19 protein-coding genes and 11 tRNA genes are annotated in these 22,875 nt (G+C 47.9%); 17 read left to right on the top strand and 13 right to left on the bottom strand.

Annotation, left to right across the window (positions count from 1 at the left end; genetic code table 11):
• Positions 1 to 553: 553 nt before the first annotated feature.
• The 3 genes from pgl to pgi all read right to left on the bottom strand — a co-directional run bounded on the left by pgl (position 554) and on the right by pgi (position 4,816).
• Complete coding sequence (gene pgl, locus MHM94_RS11285; RefSeq protein WP_235420092.1) at positions 554 to 1,264, bottom strand: 6-phosphogluconolactonase; 711 nt, start codon at positions 1,262 to 1,264, stop codon at positions 554 to 556.
• Entirely contained in the window at positions 1,264 to 2,736 is a 1,473-nt protein-coding gene (gene zwf / locus MHM94_RS11280) for a glucose-6-phosphate dehydrogenase (RefSeq protein WP_022946149.1), read from the bottom strand. The genes pgl and zwf overlap by 1 nt, the downstream gene beginning before the upstream one ends.
• A 439-nt stretch (positions 2,737 to 3,175) precedes the next feature.
• Entirely contained in the window at positions 3,176 to 4,816 is a 1,641-nt protein-coding gene (pgi, locus tag MHM94_RS11275; protein ID WP_026111282.1) for a glucose-6-phosphate isomerase, read from the bottom strand.
• Between the two features lie 487 nt (positions 4,817 to 5,303).
• Here pgi and MHM94_RS11270 point away from each other — a divergent pair, with 487 nt between their 5' ends.
• The 9 genes from MHM94_RS11270 to gloA all read left to right on the top strand — a co-directional run bounded on the left by MHM94_RS11270 (position 5,304) and on the right by gloA (position 13,515).
• A complete protein-coding gene (locus MHM94_RS11270; protein ID WP_022946148.1) occupies positions 5,304 to 6,332 on the top strand; it encodes a LacI family DNA-binding transcriptional regulator in 1,029 nt (342 codons plus the stop codon).
• A 121-nt stretch (positions 6,333 to 6,453) separates the two neighbouring features.
• A complete protein-coding gene (gene rsxA, locus MHM94_RS11265; protein WP_022946147.1) occupies positions 6,454 to 7,035 on the top strand; it encodes an electron transport complex subunit RsxA in 582 nt (193 codons plus the stop codon).
• Position 7,036: 1 nt separating this feature from the next.
• Positions 7,037 to 7,591: an electron transport complex subunit RsxB gene (rsxB, locus tag MHM94_RS11260; RefSeq protein WP_022946146.1), complete on the top strand. Its 555-nt coding sequence runs from the start codon at positions 7,037 to 7,039 to the stop codon at positions 7,589 to 7,591.
• A 10-nt stretch (positions 7,592 to 7,601) separates the two neighbouring features.
• The gene (gene rsxC / locus MHM94_RS11255) at positions 7,602 to 10,055 is read left to right on the top strand and encodes an electron transport complex subunit RsxC (RefSeq protein WP_235420091.1); all 2,454 of its coding nucleotides are present in this window, start codon (positions 7,602 to 7,604) and stop codon (positions 10,053 to 10,055) included.
• The gene (rsxD, locus tag MHM94_RS11250) at positions 10,052 to 11,110 is read left to right on the top strand and encodes an electron transport complex subunit RsxD (RefSeq protein ID WP_235420090.1); all 1,059 of its coding nucleotides are present in this window, start codon (positions 10,052 to 10,054) and stop codon (positions 11,108 to 11,110) included. The genes rsxC and rsxD overlap by 4 nt, the downstream gene beginning before the upstream one ends.
• Positions 11,107 to 11,748 (top strand): electron transport complex subunit RsxG, encoded by a 642-nt coding sequence (gene rsxG / locus MHM94_RS11245; RefSeq protein ID WP_138547627.1) that lies wholly within the window; start codon positions 11,107 to 11,109, stop codon positions 11,746 to 11,748. The genes rsxD and rsxG overlap by 4 nt, the downstream gene beginning before the upstream one ends.
• A complete protein-coding gene (locus tag MHM94_RS11240) occupies positions 11,745 to 12,443 on the top strand; it encodes an electron transport complex subunit E (protein WP_022944718.1) in 699 nt (232 codons plus the stop codon). The genes rsxG and MHM94_RS11240 overlap by 4 nt, the downstream gene beginning before the upstream one ends.
• Before the next feature lie 34 nt (positions 12,444 to 12,477).
• Positions 12,478 to 13,116: an endonuclease III gene (nth, locus tag MHM94_RS11235; RefSeq protein WP_138547626.1), complete on the top strand. Its 639-nt coding sequence runs from the start codon at positions 12,478 to 12,480 to the stop codon at positions 13,114 to 13,116.
• Entirely contained in the window at positions 13,117 to 13,515 is a 399-nt protein-coding gene (gloA, locus tag MHM94_RS11230; RefSeq protein WP_022944716.1) for a lactoylglutathione lyase, read from the top strand.
• A gap of 169 nt (positions 13,516 to 13,684) precedes the next feature.
• On the opposite strand, the gene MHM94_RS11225 is transcribed toward gloA, so the two are convergent.
• The 6 genes from MHM94_RS11225 to MHM94_RS11200 all read right to left on the bottom strand — a co-directional run bounded on the left by MHM94_RS11225 (position 13,685) and on the right by MHM94_RS11200 (position 15,785).
• A tRNA-Glu gene (locus tag MHM94_RS11225) sits at positions 13,685 to 13,760 on the bottom strand.
• A 167-nt stretch (positions 13,761 to 13,927) separates the two neighbouring features.
• Positions 13,928 to 14,003: transfer RNA gene (locus tag MHM94_RS11220), tRNA-Glu, on the bottom strand.
• A 141-nt stretch (positions 14,004 to 14,144) separates the two neighbouring features.
• Positions 14,145 to 14,220 (bottom strand) — tRNA-Glu (locus MHM94_RS11215).
• A gap of 141 nt (positions 14,221 to 14,361) precedes the next feature.
• Positions 14,362 to 14,437, bottom strand: a tRNA-Glu gene (locus MHM94_RS11210).
• A 200-nt stretch (positions 14,438 to 14,637) separates the two neighbouring features.
• Positions 14,638 to 14,713, bottom strand: a tRNA-Ala gene (locus MHM94_RS11205).
• A gap of 265 nt (positions 14,714 to 14,978) precedes the next feature.
• Positions 14,979 to 15,785 carry a class III extradiol ring-cleavage dioxygenase gene (locus MHM94_RS11200; RefSeq protein WP_235419954.1) on the bottom strand — a complete coding sequence of 269 codons (807 nt, stop codon included), beginning with the start codon at positions 15,783 to 15,785 and terminating at the stop codon, positions 14,979 to 14,981.
• Positions 15,786 to 16,054: 269 nt separating this feature from the next.
• On the opposite strand from MHM94_RS11200, the gene MHM94_RS11195 reads away from it, so the two are divergent.
• The 8 genes from MHM94_RS11195 to MHM94_RS11160 all read left to right on the top strand — a co-directional run bounded on the left by MHM94_RS11195 (position 16,055) and on the right by MHM94_RS11160 (position 21,007).
• A tRNA-Val gene (locus MHM94_RS11195) sits at positions 16,055 to 16,130 on the top strand.
• Positions 16,131 to 16,162: 32 nt separating this feature from the next.
• Positions 16,163 to 16,238, top strand: a tRNA-Val gene (locus tag MHM94_RS11190).
• 42 nt (positions 16,239 to 16,280) lie between these two features.
• Positions 16,281 to 16,356 (top strand) — tRNA-Val (locus tag MHM94_RS11185).
• Between the two features lie 31 nt (positions 16,357 to 16,387).
• Positions 16,388 to 16,463, top strand: a tRNA-Val gene (locus MHM94_RS11180).
• A 42-nt stretch (positions 16,464 to 16,505) separates the two neighbouring features.
• Positions 16,506 to 16,581 (top strand) — tRNA-Val (locus MHM94_RS11175).
• A gap of 32 nt (positions 16,582 to 16,613) precedes the next feature.
• Positions 16,614 to 16,689: transfer RNA gene (locus MHM94_RS11170), tRNA-Val, on the top strand.
• A 724-nt stretch (positions 16,690 to 17,413) separates the two neighbouring features.
• Positions 17,414 to 19,045, top strand: a complete 1,632-nt coding sequence (locus tag MHM94_RS11165) for a response regulator (RefSeq protein ID WP_022944715.1) — start codon at positions 17,414 to 17,416, stop codon at positions 19,043 to 19,045.
• A gap of 93 nt (positions 19,046 to 19,138) precedes the next feature.
• Positions 19,139 to 21,007: a DUF885 domain-containing protein gene (locus MHM94_RS11160; RefSeq protein WP_235419953.1), complete on the top strand. Its 1,869-nt coding sequence runs from the start codon at positions 19,139 to 19,141 to the stop codon at positions 21,005 to 21,007.
• Positions 21,008 to 21,044: 37 nt separating this feature from the next.
• Here the strand turns inward: MHM94_RS11160 and msrB are convergent, their stop codons facing one another.
• From msrB to MHM94_RS11140, 4 genes are all read right to left on the bottom strand, one after another.
• Positions 21,045 to 21,491 (bottom strand): peptide-methionine (R)-S-oxide reductase MsrB, encoded by a 447-nt coding sequence (gene msrB / locus MHM94_RS11155; protein ID WP_235419952.1) that lies wholly within the window; start codon positions 21,489 to 21,491, stop codon positions 21,045 to 21,047.
• A gap of 97 nt (positions 21,492 to 21,588) precedes the next feature.
• Positions 21,589 to 22,032 (bottom strand): hypothetical protein, encoded by a 444-nt coding sequence (locus tag MHM94_RS11150; protein ID WP_045979721.1) that lies wholly within the window; start codon positions 22,030 to 22,032, stop codon positions 21,589 to 21,591.
• 4 nt (positions 22,033 to 22,036) lie between these two features.
• Positions 22,037 to 22,534, bottom strand: coding sequence for a DUF2919 domain-containing protein (locus MHM94_RS11145; protein WP_235419951.1), 498 nt, complete (start codon positions 22,532 to 22,534; stop codon positions 22,037 to 22,039).
• Positions 22,531 to 22,875 (bottom strand): DUF3392 family protein, encoded by a 345-nt coding sequence (locus MHM94_RS11140; protein ID WP_053911885.1) that lies wholly within the window; start codon positions 22,873 to 22,875, stop codon positions 22,531 to 22,533. Before MHM94_RS11140 ends, MHM94_RS11145 begins: the two co-directional genes overlap by 4 nt.

Below are 22,875 nucleotides of genomic sequence, written 5' to 3'. Positions count from 1 at the left end.
TGAAATCGAGATGAATATAACACAAATGTGACAACAAAAGTAAAGCCTAATTGGCAACTTGGTTTCTGATTAAGGTAAATAAGAGGGCAGTTTTGATTCTACTTACCGCTAAGTGAGCGACTAAGTACCTGTAAAAGTAAGAATAATTTTAAAATGCTTAAAGTATCCCCTGTTCTACTCCCATTTGGATAACTTTAACAACAACTATTCTCATAGCACTATTTTTATACAAAAGATAATAGTTGAGCGGCGCTTTAATACAGAGCATCGGGCAGAAGCGTTTGTATCTTTTCAAGGGTCACAATTAATTATCAATAACAATGACAGCGCTGTCATTGTTATTCTATGCAAATATTCTGCTGCCGTCTAGTGCCCACTGCAATTAAATCTATATTTGCTTACAAAAACTTGGGGGCACGATTTTGCAGCCTTTGATTTGCGCCTTCTAGCAGGATACCAAAAGCTAAACTGTCAGCCATTTAGCTTACATCCCTAAAAAACAAAAGCGCGGCTATTGCCGCGCTTTTGTTATTCATTATTGATAGTCATACGGTTAAGGAGCCCAATACACCTCGAGCTCAATATCGGGATGCTGCAATATTGCTCGCAGTGGCATCTCTGCAACATCTCCTTGCTGCTTAGCCTCTTTATAAGTTGCAAGCTTCTGCTCACCACTGATAAGTAACTTCACGACCTTTGATTGGGCAATAGCATGCACCGTTAATGTCATTCGTTCGGTAATCGCTCCTGTCACCTCACTTTCAATCGCATTAATAGCACATACCAGTTGCTCGGCTTGAAGCCCAGTTTCTAAACCCTGCGCGTGCGGGAAAAGAGACGCAGTATGGCCATCCGGCCCCATGCCCAAAATGGTTACATCATAAGGGCGGTGCACTTGCTGATAGTGCTGCTCACATGCTTCAACGCCTTGCTCAGCAGTCGGGGCTGCGTTTTTCATGGTGATAAAGTTAGCGCGCGCAGCCTTATTTTGTAGCAAGGTATTGTTGATGAAAGTCTCGTTACTTTTCTCGTGACTGGCATCAACCCAGCGCTCATCAACCATCGCAACATCCACTTTGTGCCAATCAATATCAAGGTTTGATAGGTACTTATAGGCGGGAGCCGGCGATGAGCCGCCAGATACCATCAGCGCTGCACGGCTATTTTCAGCTAAACCTTGGGTCAAGCGCTGCTCTAGTGACTCGGCCAAACTGGCGGTCATCTGCTCTTTGGAATCAAAGAAGTGTTCTGTAATATTCGCCATTACGCGCCCTCCCCGGTATTAAACCAACGGTGGTTATTTGTTGCTAAAAGCTCATCTGCATCATCTGGGCCCCATGAGCCAGCTCGATATAGGGACGGGATCCCTTTTTCCTGCCAACGTTCGATAATAGGATCAATCCATTTCCATGCTTGACGCACTTCATCACGATGAATAAATAGCGCTGGGTTATTGGCCGCCGCATCCAACATTAAGCGCTTATAGGCATCTGAATGGAAACCCTTTGAGTAGGTTTCAGAAAGCTCGATATTTAACGTAACAGGCTCTAGTTGCATTTCTAGATTGTCTAAACGCTTAGACATCAGCGTAAGTTGGATGCTTTCCTCTGGTTGCAGGCGGATCACCAGGCGATTAGGCTGGATAGGACCGACATCTTGCTCATACACATTGTGCGAGACCGGCTTGTATTCAACAACAATCTCCGCACAACGCTTATGCATACGCTTGCCTGTGCGCAAATAAAATGGCACGCCAGCCCAACGCCAGTTATCGATATGCGCTTTGATAGCGACAAAGGTTTCTGTCGCGCTTGAGCCTTCACCCAGTTCTTCTAAATACCCCGGTACGAGTTTACCGTCGAGATCGCCTGGTACATATTGGCCACGCACGATATTTTCATCGACTTGCTCACCCACCAACGGCCTTAGCGCCTCAAGCACTTTTAATTTTTCAGTGCGAATGGAGTTCGCATTGAGCTTATGCGGCGACTCCATCGCCACCAAGCAAAGTAATTGTAACAAGTGGTTCTGCACCATATCACGCAGCGCGCCGGCTTTATCATAGAAGCCCGCACGGCTTTCAAGGCCCACCGTTTCCGAAATGCTAATTTGAATATTATCAATCGACTTGGCATCCCATAAATTCTCAAACAAAGAGTTAGAGAAGCGCAACGCCATCAGGTTTTGAACCGTCTCTTTGCCTAAATAGTGATCAATACGGAAAATCTGCTCTTCACTGAAGAATTGTGCAATTTTCGCGTTAATCTCTTCTGCTGACTTACCACAGTAGCCGATGGGCTTTTCAACCACCACACGCGAGGTATCAGTAATCAACTCTTTAGCAGAGAGAATTTCACAGCAGGTGCCATACACTGCTGGCGGCAATGATAAGTAGAATACACGTGATTTATCTGCTTCGTGCTCATCTAAAATCGTTTTTAGCTCATCCCAATGACTGTCAGCCTCGGTCACATTGACAACGACTGGCACTAAGAACTCTGCGAACGCCTTCCAATCTTTGGCATTGTACTCACCTTTGGCCAAGTACTCTTTCATTGCTTTGTGAGCGGTATCAATATATTCGTCACGTTTATCAGCGCCACGAACAGTGGGGAGGATGCGTGTCCCTTGTGGTAGGTTCCCTTCCTGATAAGCGCGATACATCGCCGGAAGCAATTTGCGCAAGGCCAAATCGCCACCGCCGCCAAAAATGATAATATCAAAAGGATTTAGCATGATTTACTCTCTACCTGTTTGGTGCCCATTTCGTGTGGATGCAGATTCACACCCTAGGGGCTGCTCTCATCGGCTATCTATCGAGCCAATAATACTTGTTATTATGAGGACAGTATAACCTTTCGCGGCTCTATCCTGTGACAGTTTTCACACTGACATCGATGAATACGAAGTCAGCAGCCAAATCCACCTAAATGAAAATGGCAAAGCTCCGACACAGTTTTCGTGTTATCGGAGCTTTAGAATAAATGAGTCTTAGGGTAACCATACGTCCTCTCACAAACATACAGGCCCTAAAGACTCCAGCGCTACCCGTTCAAAGGTATTCTTTTGTGCTGGTCCGTAAAGGAAATAGAGTCTTAGAGGGTCAGTAAAACCACACTGCCCCTCTAAGTCCTCCAGCGCTACTCGGCTGTGCTGCCTAGGCAGCAAATTCTGTTTATCGTTTACTTTGATAATAATTCATTAATCCAGCTGTCGAACTATCGTGATCGCCGACTTGGCCATCGCTCAGCTCAGCTTCAATGCTTTTAGCCAACCCTTTGCCCAATTCCACACCCCACTGATCAAAAGAGCAAATTTCAAGGATGATACCTTGGACAAAAATTTTGTGCTCATACAACGCAATGAGGCGGCCAAGTCCTCTCGCATCTACTGTGTCTAACAGTATCGAAGAAGTAGGACGATTGCCTTGATGTACTTTGTGAGCAACCAATTGGTCAATTTCCTCGGAGCTGACCCCTTTTGCAGTAAGCTCATCGCGGATTTGCTCAGCGCTGACACCATTCATCATGGCTTCGGTTTGCGCAAAAAAGTTCGACATCAATACGCGGTGATGCTCACCCACTTCCACTTGCGGCTTAATCGAGCCAATAAAATCAGCGGGAACGATGGTGGTGCCTTGATGTAAATATTGATAAAACGCGTGCTGACCATTTATTCCCGTCATGCCCCAAATAAGCGGGACTGTGGTGTAATTAACGCGAGAACCGGAAAAATTAACTGACTTACCGTTACTTTCCATTTCCCCCTGCTGTAAATAGGCGGGGAGCATATGCAATGCTTGGTCATAGGGTAAAATAGCTTGCGCCTTATGGTCTAAGAAAGTGGTATTCCAGACACTTAATAACCCCATCAGCACCGGGATGTTGTTCGCCATTGGCTGGTTTTTAAAGTGTTGGTCAATTTCAAATGCCCCTTCAAGCAACTCGATAAAGGCATCGAAACCTAAATATAAAGCGATAGGTAAACCAATTGCGCTCCACATTGAAAATCGACCACCGACCCAATCCCACATGGTAAATACATTCTCAGGCGCAATGCCAAATGCAGAGGTCTTCTCTAAATTGGTGCTCACAGCAACGAAGTGCTTAGCAATTGCACCCGCTTCGCTCGTAGCATCTTGTAACCATTGCACCGCTGTTTGGGCGTTGGTCATGGTTTCAGAGGTGGTAAAAGTCTTTGAGGAAATAACGAACAGTGTGGTTTCAGGGTCGACCGCATCCAGTACTTTCGCAATTTGTACACCATCGGCGTTGGAAACATAATGTACGTCTAGGGTGTCATCGGCAAAGCTTGCGAGGGCCTCAGTGGCCATTTGTGGACCCAGGTTTGAGCCACCCACGCCTATACTCACAACATGGCGAATAGCCTTGCCGCTAAATCCGAGCCACTCACCTGAGCGCACTTTGGCAACAAAAGCGCGCATTTTCTCCAATTCAGTCTCGACTTGCTCGCTCACATTTTCACCATCAACGATAATCGCCGATTGGTCACGGTTGCGCAGCGCGCTATGCAAAACGGCGCGCTGTTCGGTAAAATTAATTTTTTCACCCGCGAACATCTTGTCGCGCCACTGCGCTAATTCACAGTCCTCAGCCAAACGAAGTAAATCGTCCTTCACCGGCTGGTTAATTAGCTGCTTAGAATAATCGAATAAAATGCCAGGAGCCTGAACGGAGAAAGTGTTGAAACGCGCATCATCGTTTGCAAAAAGCGTTTTCAAATGGGTGTTTTGTAATTCCTGAGCGCGCTTTTCTAGGCTCTGCCAGCTCGCTAGTTGTGAACGACTTGCTACCATTTTATACTTCCTTTAAGTCCTTGCTTATGGGGCTATTGTTACTATCATTAGCGCTAGGTAAAAATACGAAAGGCTCGCTGTGAAAAAGTGAATTGTCAGCGAAGATACTTTTTTACCTGCAAATATACGAAATTCAACCTAACGGCGTTAACACTAAGTTAAAATGACAACGCTGTCAATCTGCTAATTTGCAATTTTAGTGGAGGGATCATAGCGCATAATTTCGTCTTTGACACCGGTATCATGAGGAAAATTTAAAATTTTCTCTGCTATTTGCATTTAACTTTAGATACACTCATGGAGAAGCATGGCTATGTATGCGTTTTAAGCGATGTAAATGCTCTACAGCAACGCCAAAGCGATTTTATCGGCAAGGAAATAATAGAGCACGCTTAAGCAAAACAGGTCCACCGCGATAGTGACCTCTGTGTCTGCTACTCTTAATGACAACACCTGTGTGCCAACACAGACATAATAAGAAAAGAACATGAAAGTAACGATAAATGATGTCGCGAAACTAGCTGGTGTATCAATGAAAACGGTTTCGCGAGTAATAAATAACGAGCCGTCCGTGCGCAAGAAAACGCACGATATCGTTATGGCCGCTGTAAACGAATTAAACTACCAACCTAACCTAGCTGCCCGCAACCTTGCAGGAACATCCTCTTATGCCATTGGCCTAGTGTATGATAACCCCAACGCCTATTATGTAATTGATATGCAAAACGGGGTATTGTCTCACTGTCGAAAGGAGGGTTATGAGTTGGTCATTCACCCTTGCAGTTATGCCGATAGCACTATGCAAGAAGAACTAAAAACCATGATCAAGCGCTCGCGTATCGCAGGCCTAGTGTTAACCCCACCCCTTTCAGAACAGCAAGCATTGATTGATATGCTCGATGAGATGGGTATGCATTATGTACGCATTCTCTCTGGCCGTGGTGATAGCGAACAGACTAGCCCGTGTATATATGTAAATGACTACGCTGCTGCATACGAAATTACGTCTCACTTGATAAGTTTAGGACACCGTAACATCGCTTTCATTTGTGGTGATCAAGGACACAAATCAACCACCGAACGACTCGCTGGTTATGAGCAAGCCTTGCAAGATCATAGTATCAAGGTGCGTGAAGAGCTAATTTATCGCGGCGACTACTCATTTGAATCTGGCGTCAATGGTGCTAAAGCACTGCTTAAAGAAGGGAACCGTTTGGATATCAGTGCGGTGATGGGTGGTAACGATGAAATTGCAGCAGGTGCACTCTTTGCAGCGCGGCTTATGGATATGGCTATTCCCGATGAGTTATCGATCACGGGGTTTGAAGACTCGCCCTTCTCCAAACAAACTTGGCCAAAGCTGACCACCGCGCATCAGGATAACGATGTTATCTCTCAGCACGCCGCACGCTTGCTTTTTAGTAAGACTCGGGGAGCCCGTAATCAAGATAAAGAAATTATTCGCACTTTCACCCCCTCATTAGTGATGCGCGACAGCTCAGGCCCATTGAGCTAAGTAAACGCCTTAAAAGCGGTGCTCGTCACCGCTGTATTGTTCGTATAAGCCCTTACAACTGTTGTGAAATGACCGAGAAATAAGGATAATACGCGGGTTCTTTTCAGTTTTTTGGGTAGCTATGACGGAATATCTCTTACTGCTCGTCAGTACCGTGTTGGTAAACAATTTCGTGCTCGTACAGTTTCTTGGCCTATGCCCCTTTATGGGCGTATCAAGTAAGCTGGACACCGCCGTGGGCATGTCTATGGCCACCACCTTTGTATTGACACTGGCCTCCGTCACCAGCTACCTGGTTAATCAATATATTTTGCTGCCCTTAGAGCTCACCTTTTTGCGTACTATGAGTTTCATCTTGGTGATCGCCGTGGTGGTGCAGTTTACCGAAATGGTGGTGCAGAAGACTTCGCCGACGCTCTATCGCTTGTTAGGTATCTTTTTGCCGTTAATTACCACTAACTGCGCCGTACTCGGCGTTGCCCTGTTAAATATCAAAGAGCAGCATAGTTTTGTTGAATCTGCCGTATATGGCTTTGGTGCTGCCGTTGGTTTTTCTCTGGTACTGGTTTTATTCGCCGCTATGCGTGAGCGTTTGGCCGGTGCCGATGTACCTGTGCCATTCAAAGGTGCAGCAATCGCTATGGTAACGGCGGGACTTATGTCGATGGCCTTTATGGGCTTCAGCGGATTGGTAACGTTTTAATATGACCTTATTTTATGCCTTAATCGCCCTGGGTGTACTGGCCCTTATTTTTGGCGTGATCCTCGGTTTTGCTGCTGTGCGCTACCGAGTTGAAAGCGATCCTGTTGTCGAGCAGATTGATGCCATTTTGCCACAAACTCAATGTGGTCAATGCGGCTACCCTGGCTGTCGCCCTTATGCCGAAGCCATTGCCAACGGTGATGATGTCAATAAATGCCCGCCAGGGGGTGAAGCAACTGTTAAGAAGCTAGCCGACTTAATGGGGGTAGAAGCGAAGCCACTCGCCGGTGGCGAGGAAGCAGAGCCAGAGAAAAAAGTTGCCTACATTCGCGAAGACGAATGCATTGGCTGCACTAAGTGTATCCAAGCATGCCCGGTCGACGCCATTGTTGGGGCAACACGACAAATGCATACCGTACTCAAAGATGAGTGCACTGGCTGTGATTTGTGTGTTGAGCCCTGTCCGGTGGATTGCATTGATATGATCCCTCTAGCGCAAAGTAAACAAACGTGGAAATGGCAGCTCGATGCCATCCCCGTGACTCAGATAGATTAAGAGGTGTAGTGTGGACTCTTTATTATCACGTATTCGTCGCGGTGAGTTATGGCAAAGCCCTGGTGGCATTCATCCGACTACCCATAAACATAAAACGAACTCGCTCCCTATTCACAGCTTGCCTTTGCCCGAAAAACTGGTGCTGCCAATCAAACAGCACATTGGTGCTGAGGGGCAGTTATTAGTAAGCGCAGGTGAGCAGGTATTAAAAGGCCAGGCTCTCACTCGCCCCAATGCTAATTGGTCAGTGCCCGTGCATGCACCAACCTCGGGTCGTATAGTGGATATCACGCCTATGCCCTCGGCGCACCCTTCAGCCATTCCTGAGCTGAGTATTATTATTGAACCCGATGGCCAAGAGACTTGGTGTGAGCTTGTGCCTCACCCTAATTATCAGCAGCTTAGTGCCGAGCGACTAGTTGATATCATTCATTATGCTGGTATTTCTGGCATGGGCGGTGCGGGTTTTCCGACCTATGTTAAAACCGCAAGCAAACAGCCAATCGATATTTTGATTGTTAATGGCGCCGAATGTGAACCTTATATCAGCGCCGATGATGTGCTTATGCAAGCGCACAGTGAAGAAATCGTGCGCGGTATCCATATCATCCAGCACTTACTAGGCCCTGAGTTGACTATCATTGGAATTGAAGATGATAAGCCGAAGGCCATCGAGGCGATGACTCAGGCCTGCGCCGACTACGACAATATTATCGTCCGAGCGATTGAAACCAAATACCCTTCGGGCGGCGAAAAGCAGCTTATTCAGATACTCACCTCTAAAGAGGTGCCTGCTGGCGGGATCCCTGCCGATATCGGTGTGCTGGTACAAAATGTGGGCACCTTATATGCGATACAGCAAGCTGTCGAGCTCGGCAAGCCGCTGATCGAACGCGTTGTCACCCTTGCAGGCGAAACCCTTGAGCAACAAGGTAACGTCTGGGCTTTACTGGGAACGGAAATAAAGCATTTATTAGCTTTCCAAGGTTTTAATCCTGAGCCAATGCAGCGCGTGATTATGGGTGGGCCAATGATGGGCTTTACCTTGCCCAGTGTGCGCATACCTGTAGTCAAAACCACCAACTGTATATTAGCTCCCAGTAACCAAGAAATGCCGGCGCCCGGTGATGAGCGCGCTTGCATTCGCTGCAGTGCCTGCGCAGATGCCTGCCCTGCTAGTTTATTACCCCAGCAGCTGCAATGGTTTGCCAAAACCAAAGAGTACCAAAAACTCGAAGAACATAAGTTATTTGATTGTATTGAGTGCGGTGCTTGCGCCTACGTATGCCCAAGTGAAATTCCGCTGGTACAGTATTACAGAGTCGCAAAAGCTGAAATTCGCGAACAACAGATAGAGCAAGTAAAAGCTGAGCGTGCACGCGAACGCTTCGAAGCGAGAAAAGCACGCTTAGAGCGCGAGCAAGAAGAGCGCCGTAACCGCCACAAACGGCCCAGCCGAAGCGCCGCTAAAAGCAGTGAAAGTAAGGAAAAAGTGGCTGAAGCCCTGGCTCGCGTGAAAGCAAAGAAAACAGAGCCAGGTGATAACAAGGCAAAAGTCGCCGAAGCTATTGCTCGCGCCAAAGCCAAAAAAGCGCAAGGTGAAGCCCCTGAGCCAGATAACTCAGAGGTTGCTCAAGCTCGTGCGCAAAGAAAAGAGCAGGCTCGTGCATACAAGGCACAAAAACAACAGCCTGAGCAAGCACCAAGCGCTACAACGGATGACAAAAAAGCCGCAGTCGCTGCAGCTGTTGCTCGTGCTAAGGCGAAAAAAGCCCAGCAAGGTGAACAAAGCGATAGCCAGCCCACAGCCGCAGAAGACAAAAAAGCTGCCGTAGCCGCCGCAATAGCTCGCGCCAAAGCGAAAAAGGCGGCAAAAGCCGATGCATCTGCGCAGCAGCCCGACGAGGCAGCTGAAAATGTCGAAAGCGAGACCGAGGCACCCTCTGCTGAGGATAACAAAAAAGCCGCTGTGGCCGCCGCCATTGCTCGCGCCAAAGCGAAAAAAGCGGCGAAAGCCGATGCATCTGCGCAGCAGCCCGATGGGGCAGCTGACAGCGCCGAAAGCGAGACCGAAGCACCCTCCCCTGAGGATAACAAAAAAGCGGCTGTGGCCGCTGCCATTGCTCGCACCAAAGCGAAAAAAGCGGCGAACGCCGATGCATCTGCGCAGCAGCCCGATGGGGCAGCTGACAGCACCGAAAGCGAGACCGAGGCATCCTCTGCTGAGGATAACAAAAAAGCCGCTGTGGCCGCCGCAATAGCTCGCGCCAAAGCGAAAAAAGCAGCGAAAGCCGAAGCGTCTGCGCAACACCCCGATGCTGCCACTGAAGGCTCCTCAGACGAGACTGAGGCCCCCTCCCCTGAGGAAAAGAAAAAAGCCGCTGTGGCCGCCGCAATAGCTCGAGCCAAAGCCAAGAAAGCCGCCCGAGAAGCCGATAAAAACGATGATGAGGAGTCATCATGAAGCTCAATATGATGAGTTCACCTTATAAGCACAGCCATAAATCAGTGACGCAATTAATGCTTTTGGTGGCGCTCGCGGCGCTTCCAGGCATTGCCACACAGTGGTATTTTTTCGGCGCGGGTGTAGTAGTGCAATTAGTTTTAGCCTTAGTGTGCGTGAGTGTATTCGAAGCCGCTATGCTAGCGATTCGCGGGCGTAAAATTTGGCCAACCTTGCAAGATGGCAGTGCCTGGCTCACGGGACTTCTGCTGGCTATCAGTATTCCTCCCCTCGCCCCGTGGTGGGTTATTGTCATTGGCTGTTTTTTTGCCATTGTCTTTGTTAAGCAGCTCTATGGCGGGCTGGGCTATAATTTATTTAATCCGGCCATGGCAGGCTATGTGCTATTGCTTGTTTCCTTCCCGGTGCAAATGACCTTATGGGTGCCCCCGAGCGAGCTTATGCAGCACACGCTAAGTTTTAGCGATGAACTGTCACTCATCTTCACACACTATACCGAAGCCGGCTTTAGCCTCGAACAGATCCGTGTCGGTGTTGATGGCGTTACCATGGCCACGCCACTGGACACCCTACGCACCGATATTAGCCATGGCCTAACTGTAGCCGAGAGCATGGAAAAACCTGTGTTTGGCGAGTACGCTGGGATCGCTTGGCAATGGGTCAACATGGCCTATCTCGTTGGTGGCGTGTTATTGCTACAACAACGTGTGATCAATTGGCACATTCCGGTGGCGATGCTCAGTGCCTTGGCTGTGTGTGCAAGCATCGGCTATATCTTCGACTCGGGCAACCAACCTGGGCTGGCATTTCATATGTTAAGCGGAGCCACTATGCTCGGTGCGTTTTTCATTGCTACCGACCCGGTTTCGGCATCAACCACGAATCGCGGCCGGTTAATTTATGGCGCCGCCATAGGCGTTATTGTGTATCTTATTCGTAGCTTTGGTGGCTACCCCGATGCCGTCGCCTTTGCGGTGTTACTGATGAATATGGCAGTGCCACTCATAGATCATTACACCCAGCCTCGTACTTATGGTCACGGAGCAAAATCATGATTATTTCTTCGATGGCGAAAAATGGTGGGATTTTAGCTGCATTCGCGCTTATTACTACAGGTGCTGTGACCTTAGTGCAGCAATACACCGCGCCCAAAATTGCGATCCAAGAGAAAAAGCAGTTACAAGGCTTGTTACAACAAGTGTTGCCGGCATCGCAATATGACAACGACCTTTATTTAGACTGCACCACCGTCAATACCCCGCAGTTAGGCCCGCGTGAGAGCTACACAGTGTATCGTGCTCGCAGGCAAGGCAAGGTCATCGCCTTAGTGCTACAAAGTACCGCTGCCAATGGCTACAGTGGCAATATAGATATGATCAGTGCTGTTTATCCTGACGGCACCGTCAGTGGAGTGCGAGTTACCAAACACAACGAAACCCCAGGGCTCGGCGATAAAGTAGAAACTAAACGCAGTGATTGGATTTACTCGTTTGCCAATAAGCAAGTGCAAGGCGCAGACGATGAGCGTTGGGCAGTGAAAAAAGATGGCGGCATGTTTGATCAGTTCACCGGCGCAACCATTACTCCTCGCGCAGTGGTGACAACAGTGAAAAGCACCGTTTTATATGCACAACAACACTTTGACACGCTCGCAACAGCAGACAATCATTGCTTAGCTGAGGAGCAATCATGAGCCAATATAAAACCTTATTTAAAGAAGGTGTATGGGGCAACAACCCAGCGCTAGTGCAATTGCTGGGCCTGTGTCCGTTGCTGGCAGTCAGCAGCACAGTCACTAACGCACTGGGACTGGGAATAGCGACATTACTGGTATTAGTGGGCTCTAATGTAACGGTCTCCCTGGTGCGCCAATGGGTGCCTAAAGATATCCGCATTCCCGTGTTTGTGATGATCATCGCCGCGTTTGTAACCATTATCCAATTGCTGATGAACGCTTTTACCTTTGGTTTATACCAGTCTTTAGGCATTTTCATCCCTCTGATAGTCACTAACTGTGCCATTATCGGCCGCGCAGAAGCCTTTGCTTCTAAAAACAATGCGTTGTTGAGTGCATGGGATGGGCTCATGATGGGCCTAGGCTTTGCCATGATCTTAGTGCTATTGGGTGCTATGCGTGAACTCATTGGTCAAGGTACCTTATTCGATGGCGCCGACTTACTACTGGGGCCATGGGCACAAAGCCTACGTTTAGACATTATTCACTTTGACAACCAATTCTTGCTGGCGATTTTACCTCCGGGAGCATTTATTGGTTTAGGCTTGCTGATTGCAGCTAAAAACTTAATTGACGCGCAGCTTAAAGCCAAACACGCGCCTAGCGCTGAGGAAGTAAAAGGTCCACGAGCACGCGTGACCAGTTTAGATTAGGCTCGTTTTAACGACATACAATCAAGGGGCAACAATGAACAAAGACAAGCGCCGACTCATCCTTGAGCGGTTGCGCGATGCCAATCCGCACCCAGAGACCGAGCTGGAATATAGCTCTCCTTTTGAGCTCTTAGTGGCAGTGACTTTATCTGCACAGGCCACCGATGTCGGGGTCAACAAGGCGACCAGAAAACTTTTTCCGCGTGCCAATACGCCGCAAGCTATCTTGGATATCGGTCTTGAGGCACTGCGTGAGAGTATCAAAACCATCGGCTTATATAATTCCAAAGCCAATAATGTGTACAAAATGTGCGAGATTTTGGTGTCACAACATGGCGGGGAAGTCCCTGAAAACCGTGAGGCCCTAGAAGCATTACCCGGCGTTGGTCGCAAAACCGCAAATGTCGTGCTTAATACCGCCTTTGGCTGGCCAACCATTGCCGTTGACACCCACATTTTCCGTGTCTCTAACCGTACCAAGTTTGCTATGGGTAAAGATGTGGTCGCGGTGGAGCAAAAGCTTGAAAAAGTCGTGCCGAAAGAATTTAAGGTTGATGTACACCACTGGCTTATTCTCCATGGCCGCTATACCTGCGTGGCGCGCAAACCGCGCTGTGGCAGCTGTATTATCGAAGACTTATGTGAATTTAAAGACAAGACTGAGGTAGCATAAATGCGTTTATTACACACCATGTTGCGTGTTGGCAACTTAGAGCGCTCGATCGAGTTTTATACCAATGTACTGGGCATGAAAGAGCTACGCCGTGCTGACAACGAACAATACCGCTACACCCTCGCCTTCGTCGGTTATGGTGAGGAGAAAGACACTACCGTGTTAGAGCTTACGTACAACTGGGATGAAGATAGCTACGATCTCGGCAATGCTTATGGCCATATTGCTATTGAGTATGACGACATTTACCAGGCTTGCGAGCAAATTCGTGCCGCCGGTGGCGTAGTAAGCCGCGAACCGGGTCCGGTAAAAGGAGGTACTACGGAAATAGCCTTCGTTAAAGACCCTGATGGCTATGCAATTGAACTGATCCAGAAAAAGGCTGATAACAGCTTTTAAGCTACGCTCCTGAGTCAAGGTTGTCCCTTGGCTCCTATCCTTCCCATAAACCACGCTTTAATTCGCACTTCTGTGGCAAGAAAAGAAAAAATAACGGGAATTTTTTATAAGCGATGGATATTAATAGCTATGAAGAGATGGTGTTTTTCAAGTGAGTACTTGAAGAAAGTGGCGTCCCCTAGGGGATTCGAACCCCTGTTACCGCCGTGAAAGGGCGGTGTCCTAGGCCTCTAGACGAAGGGGACGCAGAATTGATTCAGCAAAGTGTACTTTGCTTATTCTGCGTAAGATGAGCTTGAGCCCGCGAAAGCGAATGGCCTTATTCATCCAAGCAGAACCTGTAAGAGCAACAAGCTCACTACATTCTGTGTCACTAGGACTGGTTATTTAGACTCTTACCATACGAGTAAAGTGGCGTCCCCTAGGGGATTCGAACCCCTGTTACCGCCGTGAAAGGGCGGTGTCCTAGGCCTCTAGACGAAGGGGACAAAAATTTCGCTATCGAAGTACAACTTCGATAAATTTTTGTAAAGGCTGAGCCGAACCAGTGAGGCGAAGCGGCCTTAGCAAAAACGCTGAATTTAATGTCACTAGGACTGGTTATTTAGACTCTTACCATACGAGTAAAATGGCGTCCCCTAGGGGATTCGAACCCCTGTTACCGCCGTGAAAGGGCGGTGTCCTAGGCCTCTAGACGAAGGGGACAAAAATTTCGCTATCGAAGTACAACTTCGATAAATTTTTGTAAAGGCTGAGCCGAACCAGTGAGGCGAAGCGGCCTTAGCAAAAACGCTGAATTTAATGTCACTAGGACTGGTTATTTAGACTCTTACCATACGAGTAAAATGGCGTCCCCTAGGGGATTCGAACCCCTGTTACCGCCGTGAAAGGGCGGTGTCCTAGGCCTCTAGACGAAGGGGACACAAATTTCGCTATCGAAGTACAACTTCGATAAATTTTTGTAAAGGCTGAGCCGAACCAGTGAGGCGAAGCGGCCTTAGCAAAAACGCTGAATTTAATGTCACTAGGACTGGTTATTTAAACTCTTACCATACGAGTATCACACCTAAACATTCGAAGTTTAGCCTACCGAGATAGAAACGTGTGTTGCACTATAGAATTTGGTGGAGCTAGGCGGGATCGAACCGCCGACCTCTTGCATGCCATGCAAGCGCTCTCCCAGCTGAGCTATAGCCCCAAACAGCTTGAGATTAACTGCCAAACTTGCGGTGTTCATCTCGTTGAGTGCGGGGCGCATTCTATGCACCCCCCTAAACAAAGTCAACACTTTTTAAGTAACTTTTTACTGACCGAAGCAATTTTAGCCAAGACGCGCAAAGGTTAGACAAAAACAGTCAAATGTGGCTCTTTATTAACCACTTACCTACTTTGATACAGGCAAATATCGGTATCTATTATGGTTATTTCGTCAGCCAACGTATCACCTTAATCGCAACGAGCACTTATGTCTCTAGTTGCCATGATAAAAAGCTGGCTTGCCACCCCATAATTTCCGTTGAGATATGGGTATCAGGTCGACATCGAGCTGCTCCATATGCACAGTGTAAAGGCAACAAGTGCTCTGACGTGGGCTGACAATAAAGTGCACCAGGTGCTGTTCGCCACGCAATTAACTGCTGTTGGCGCTGCTTTTCACTCATTGGCGCCTGCAAAGTGTGTATGAGCCAATCTTCAAACTGTCGATTATACCCCTGAGTATCATCAATCGGCCCTTTTTTAAATGCAGCCATATTATGAAAGGTGAAACCTGAACCAAGCAATAATACGTTATCAAGATCAGCAACAGCATTTGCGAGGTGTTGCCCTAACTCTACATGAAAGCGCTCATCTAAACCGCCATGCAATGATATTTGTACACAAGGGACGTCTGCATCTGGATACATTAACTTTAACGGTACAAAGACACCATGATCTAGCCCTCGTTGCTGCTCAATAAGAATAGGTATACCTTGGTGTTGTAAATAACTGGCTAAGTAGTTGGCAACTCGAGTATGACCCGTGCAAGGATAAGCAATATCATAGGCCGCCCTATCAAAACCGTAATAGTCATAGAGTAAGTTGGGCTGTTGCTGGGTATTAATAGCAACTCCCTCCTGTGAAAGCCAATGCGCGCTTATTACAATAACAAGCTGAGGCTTAGGGATTTGAGTCGCTAGTTTTGCTAATGCATCACACATACCTGTGTGACTTGGTTCAGCCAATAGAGGTAACGGCCCTCCCCCGTGGGAGATAAAAAGACTGTGATTCATAATGCGCTCCATAAATAATGCCTTCATTATTGCGCTGGTATCGATACCTATATAGCCCTATGAACGCACATCCCTTGTTACCACGCGCACAACCGTGACTCACATAAGCGGGAGTGCAGGCTTCGCGTGCGTAGTTGATGAACAGGTTGTTTATAAAACCCGCATATAAAACAAAATGTGCAACTCAAGTGTTGACAGTCTTTCGTCTCTATCTATAATAGCGCCCCACAACAGCGAGAGAGGTTTCCTCACTCTTTGTTGCCAGATGTGGGTTGTTAGCTCAGTTGGGAGAGCATCGCCCTTACAAGGCGAGGGTCACTGGTTCAAGTCCAGTACAACCCACCACTTTTTAAGTGACGCATCTGTTTATTCTATATGGGTTGTTAGCTCAGTTGGGAGAGCATCGCCCTTACAAGGCGAGGGTCACTGGTTCAAGTCCAGTACAACCCACCATTTACTCATCTTCGAGTATCGCATATAGAATAACTTAGACCCGGGTTGTTAGCTCAGTTGGGAGAGCATCGCCCTTACAAGGCGAGGGTCACTGGTTCAAGTCCAGTACAACCCACCATTTTAAAGTGAGACATCTGCATATTCTATATGGGTTGTTAGCTCAGTTGGGAGAGCATCGCCCTTACAAGGCGAGGGTCACTGGTTCAAGTCCAGTACAACCCACCATTTACTCATCTTCGAGTACCGCATATAGAATAAATTAGACCCGGGTTGTTAGCTCAGTTGGGAGAGCATCGCCCTTACAAGGCGAGGGTCACTGGTTCAAGTCCAGTACAACCCACCATTCTACCGTGCCTCATGCGCACCACTCTATATGGGTTGTTAGCTCAGTTGGGAGAGCATCGCCCTTACAAGGCGAGGGTCACTGGTTCAAGTCCAGTACAACCCACCATATAGATACTCACCAGATATAAAACCCTCGATGCTCAGCATCGCACTCGTTCCCTATTCCAAGGCAAAAATCACTGGCTCAAAACCAGTACAACCCACCATATAGACACTCACTAGATTTAAAACCCTCGATGCTCGGCATCGCACTCAGTCCCTATTCCAAGGCAAAAATCACTGGCTCAAAACCAGTACAACCCACCATATAGACACTCACCAGATATAAAATCCTCGATGCTCAGCATCGCACTCGTTCCCTATTCCAAGGCAAAAATCACTGGCTCAAACCCAGTACAACCCACCATATAGACACTCACCAGATATAAAACCCTCGATGCTCGGCATCGCACTCAGTCCCTAACCCAAGGCTAGAATCACTGGCTCAAACTAAGTACAACCCACCATATAGACACTCACCAGATATAAAACCTTCGATACTCAGCATCGCGCTCAGTCCCTATTCCAAGGCAAAAATCACCGGCTCAAAACCAGTACAACCCACTATATAGATACTCTTTAGATATAAAGCACAATATATAAACGCCTTGTAATATAAAGCCTTAGGTACTCAACATACCACCTTCTTATTATCCAACGCCTGCACATTAACCATGACTGCACAGCTTTTACTCTCTTCACCAGCATTTTCTGGCTTTATTCGCGATTTACTTGTCAGCAGCTAGACTAGTTTATATAGTCGGTTTAAATAACATCTCCCTAGTAGCGGTATGGCCCAGCAAGTTTCCAGCTCAGCGCATATATTAATCATTGAAGAGCAGCCATTAGCACTTAGCTATATGAAGCAATCTTTAGAGCGTTTGGGCTACAGACGCTTACGCTTTGCTGAAAATGCCGTTGTCGCCAAAACATTATGTAAAGAAGACGCTTTCGACTTGATCATCTGTGCGTTTAACTTAAGCAAGCACCAAGATGGCTATCAATTATATGAAGAGCTCAAGGTAAATAAGCTGATCAAGGGCGCCACCGGCTTTATTTTTATTTCTGCAGAAACCTCGGGGGCATTAGTACACAGTGTGCTTGAGCTACACCCCGATGACTTTTTAGTAAAACCCTTCAATACCCTAGAACTGAAAAGCCGTATCGAGCGCGTAGTGAAACGCAAACGCGCGCTCAAGGATATTTTCCAGCTTATGGATGATGAGAATTACTCCAAAGCGGTAAAGATGATCGATACTAAACTTGCCAGCCAACAAGGTTATGCGGCAGTGCTACTGCGCCTTAAGGGAGATGCTCTGCTACTGCAGCAGCAATATGAGCAGGCAAAAACCTTCTTTAAATCTGTATTGGATATTCAAAAATTTACCTGGGCGCGCATTGGCTTAGTTGAAGCGCTTATTGGAAACAACGAGCATAACCTCGCCCACCGCATGCTCAAAACCCTGCTAGAGCGTACTGAAACCCGTCTTGTTGCTTATGACTTATTAGGGCAGTTAGAGATAAAATTGAATCAATTCGAGCAGGCCCAAGAGTACTTAAGTGCGGCTACCACTATGGCTCCGCGCAACCTAGAGCGTCAAGAGTCTCTCTCGCAGGTAGCGCAGATCAATCATGATTATGAACAAACTTACCTAGCTAAACGTGATATTGCTAAGTTTGCTCGCCACTCAGTACACGATAACCCAGAGGTCTACCTTAATGCCGCTCGAGCAGGTATTGATTATGCCCTGACAACCGATCAAGGCGAGCAAATATCCCGCGTTACCCGACAAACAACCAAATACCTTAATGACCTAAAAAAGCAGTTTCCTGATGCCCAGCAACAAACCCAGGTGGATGTTCTTAACGCGCGGCTTCATTATTTAAAAGATGAACACCACAAAGCCAAAATGCTTATCGAGCAGCTGGTCATTGATGACTCCCCTATCCGCTCTATTGATGGTGCCCTTGATCAAGCCAAGGCATACCATGAGCTAGGCTTTCACACGCAAGCACAGGCATTGTTTAATAAGATTATCGATCATTGTGAGCGCTACCCTGAGAGACGCTCTGAATTGCAACTAAAAAGCGTCATTCAACAGCAAAGTGAGCGCCGAGATTTACGCATGGGGCCGCGTGAGTTGAACAACCATGCGGTAGAGAAATTTAAACAGGGCAATTACCTATTGGCACTAGAAGCTTTTACTCAGGCTTTTCGGGTGATGCCGAAAAACCGCAGTATTGCCCTAAACTTATTGCAGTGCTTGTATGAAGGCAGCACCCGCCAAGGCATGACGTTTAACCAGCAACTTGCCAACAAGTGTGTAAGCTTACTGGAACAGGCGGATTTAGATGCGGAGATGAGCGAACGCTTTGAAAAGATAAAGCAGAAATATATTAACAAGCACTCACATATTGCTTAGCCGCCGAGGTTGTTGCCCGCACCTTGCTAGCTTTGCTATGCCAAGCGTGTATATTAAGTCACTACCCAACGACAATAAAAAACACGGACAACAATGAAGCCAATCAACACCCTTGCTCTTGCCATCACTTTGGCCTTAGTAGGCTGCTCTGAAGCCCCCCAAACCATTGTAAAAGCAGAGCAACCAACTCAGCAACGCAATCAAGCGCCAACGTCTGAACAAGTTCATAATGCCGTAGAGCAATACACCAAAACCTTTATCAGCCATCAAAGCGCCCTAGCCACGTCGCTTAAGCTACCAGAGCAAAGTTATGGTGACTATAACCGCCAGCTCCCTGATTATTCGGTGGCCGGTATGCAGCAACTGCAAAAAGATATGCGCCGCGCTGGCGAGCAATTAGCAGCACTGCAACACCCTGATCTGGCTGCGGATGAGTTATTGCACCTGCGCGTCAATGAGGTAATTGCTCGCTATTATGCTGGTGACGAAGACTTTGCAGCGGGCTATATCGATACCTGGGGCGGGCACCTACCTTACGTGGTCAACCAACTGTCCGGCCCGCTCATCGATTTACCCAACCTGCTTAAAGATCAGCATGAGGTCTCAGACATTGAAGATGCTGACAATTACCTTGCTCGTCTAAGTGGTTTTGCCGAGGTTATTGCACAGGTCAGAGAAAAACTTAAAGCCGACGCCAAGCTTGGAGTCATATTACCGAAACCCTTGTTTGCAAACACATTGGGTTATTTAACTAATTTTACCGCTGTGCAACCCAGCGAGCACCCGCTTGTTGCCTCATTCGCCGACAAGCTAAGTGCTATCGACGGTCTTGATGAGCGCCAACGCCAGGATTACATAAACACTGCCGAGACACTCGTACGCACTGAGATTTATCCTGGTTTTGCGGGTGTAAGCAAAGACATGGCGGCGCTTGAAAAGCACGCGCCCACTGATGTCGGTATTTGGGCGCAACCAAATGGCGATGCTTTCTATCAGCATGAAATCACTTACTTAGGGGACTCCACGCTCACTGCCGAGCAAATCCACCAGCTAGGCCTTGATGAGGTCGCGCGCATTACCGAGCGTATGGATGAAATCCTTAAAGCCAACGGCTACAGTGAAGGCAGCGTTGGCAAGCGCATGCAGCAACTCAATAACGAACCTCGCTTTTTATATGAAGATAGCGATGCAGGGCGAGCCGAGCTACTCACCTTTTTACGCGGTGAGATAAGCAAAATCGTCGCCAAAGCGCCGCAGTATTTCTCCACCTTACCACCACAAAAAGTAGAGGTGCGTCGTATTCCTGTCGCTGTTGAGGCAGGCTCCGCCGGCGGCTATTATAACGGCCCATCGCTGGACGGTTCACGCCCTGGTGTATTCTTTATTAACCTCAAGGATATGAAAGCAGTTCCCAGCTTCGGCATGAAAACACTCACATACCATGAGGCTGTACCGGGACACCATTTCCAAATCGCATTGAATATGTTGCAACAAGATATTGGCCTGATGCGCCAAAATGCCTCCTTTAATGCCTATGTCGAGGGCTGGGCGCTTTACTCCGAGCTCGTCGCTTATGAGATGGGGATGTATCAGGACGACCCGTTTGGTGACTTAGGACGATTACAGGCTGAAGTGTACCGCGCTGCACGCTTGGTGGTAGACACCGGCCTGCACTATAAAAAATGGACTCGCCAGCAGGCCATTGATTATTTTGCCGAGGCCACAGGCACCGCTATGAGTGATGTGGTCTCTGCCATTGACCGCTATATTGCGTGGCCAGGTCAGGCCTTAGGTTACAAACTAGGTATGATCAAACTGGTCGAGCTGCGTGATAAAGCGCGTACAGCACTAGGCGACAAGTTCGACATAAAAGCGTTCCACGATGTTGTTCTCACTCCCGGGGCTCGCCCCATGGCGATTGTTGAGCAAGACATTGATGCTTGGATAGCCAGTCAACAATAACCTTTGCATGGGGCGAGCTCTCTCGCCCCGTAATTCTTTAATCCTTGCCTTTATAAATAGCCACTGCGTTAATACAGTAGCGCAGGTGAGACGGTGGCGGGCCATCAGGGAACACATGCCCCAAATGCGCATCACACACGTTGCACACCGCTTCAATCCGCTGCATCCCATGGCTACTATCACTGATGTAGGCGATAGCATTGGCTTGTGCCGGTTGCGTAAAAGAAGGCCAACCGCTGCCGCTGTCGAATTTCTCATCACCGGCGAATAAAACGTTATCGCAGCACACACAAAGGTAACGCCCTGGCTCAAAAAGCGTGCATGAATCGCTACTATATGGACGTTCAGTGCCTTTTTGGCGAGTCACATAAAACGCTTCGTCACTGAGTTGCTGCCGCCACTGTTCATCGCTTTTTTCCACACGATAAGGAGGCTCGGGATTGCCTTTTTCACTCATACGCATGATGTCTTGCCAATTAAGCATAAACACTCCTTAAATTTGATAATGCCTTAAGATGATATAACAGCAAAGCTAACGCCACAGCGAGGCTGCTTTTAGGGCCACTGCTTAGCCACATGAGCTATGTAATATCGACCTGTGTATCGGCCATAATAGCGCGCATGTATGCCAATAGCGCGTCACGCGTAGCGACTAAACTCAGCTCACACTCGCTATTGCTAGTGACAATGCACATACGATGGTCGTACACCCTAATGTGTCTGATATTATGTAAGGGAATACTCTGCCACGGGCCATGGAGATCATAAACCCCTGCGAGTGAGCACACTCTGAGTTGACCCTGCTGACGATGAATAAAATTGCTAATGGGGTTGCGCGTCCTGAACAGCGCCGTGAGACGATAAAGGCATGAGCTTAGCGCCACCAAGTAGCCACCCCCGATGATCAGTGTTAACCAAGGCCAAGATAACGTCAAAATCATAATTAACGCCACCACGGGTAGAGCCAATAAGGTGTATTTAGCAAGCATTACATCCACAGCTCGGGCGGCGTTGACGACCTTCATCTGGTTAGCGCTTATCTGCACCGTCTTTTTTGCTTTCCAGTTCATCCGGCCAGTCAGCGAAAAAGACTTTGAGGTAGCGACTACGCAATAAATACAGTATGACCCACGCAACCATGACTCCCTGTAGGGCTAAATGGAGAGAGAACTGATAATACTGCTGAGCGGCTTGGAGCATGATCCAAGTAAAATCCAATATCGCGCACACTAATAACGGCCAACGCATAAACCGCCATAAAGGTTTGAGTTTCTGGCTCGAGCTGGGTCGGCGCAATGAGTAAAGCACCGCAGGGACTAAGGCAATGGCACCAATCCCTAAGGCAATAAAGAAGTCACGTTTTTGTTGGTATACCAAGGCGACTAAATCAAGCTCAGGGCGTCGCGAAATCGCTGCAAACGCCCAAATTAGATAAGCCCGAAGCAGCACCAGTAGGGACAAAGTAAAGCCTATAGGGGTGCGATAAGCACCGTGTTTATCCCAATACTCGGGGCCATAGCGATTCACAGCTGCGACTTCCTATCGGCTAACACACCCACCAATATAAACGCCGCCAGTACAGTCAGTGGCAGATAAGTGCTGCCAAAGAGCATCAATAATTTAGCGATCAGAGGACTTACCCACAGCGTAAGCGCTCCCAAGCCGAATGCACTCACCAGCACAAACACTAAGGTGCGCAGCATAAAGTGCTTCGCAGCAACTACTTTTTTCACCGCCTTGATCACATCAGCGGCATACAGGCCGATGATGCACACCACAAACACCAAGGCAATATCACCAAGGTAAGGCGATAGCCATTGTCCCAGTTGATAAAGGCCTGATTTCAGCCAGTTAATGAAGTCACTCAT

It is taken from the genome of Pseudoalteromonas sp. CNAT2-18.1 (assembly GCF_022347865.1).
Taxonomy (GTDB): domain Bacteria; phylum Pseudomonadota; class Gammaproteobacteria; order Enterobacterales; family Alteromonadaceae; genus Pseudoalteromonas; species Pseudoalteromonas ruthenica.
The sequence above is the reverse complement of the archived record's forward strand: the minus strand, read 5'-3'. Positions and strand labels throughout refer to the sequence as shown.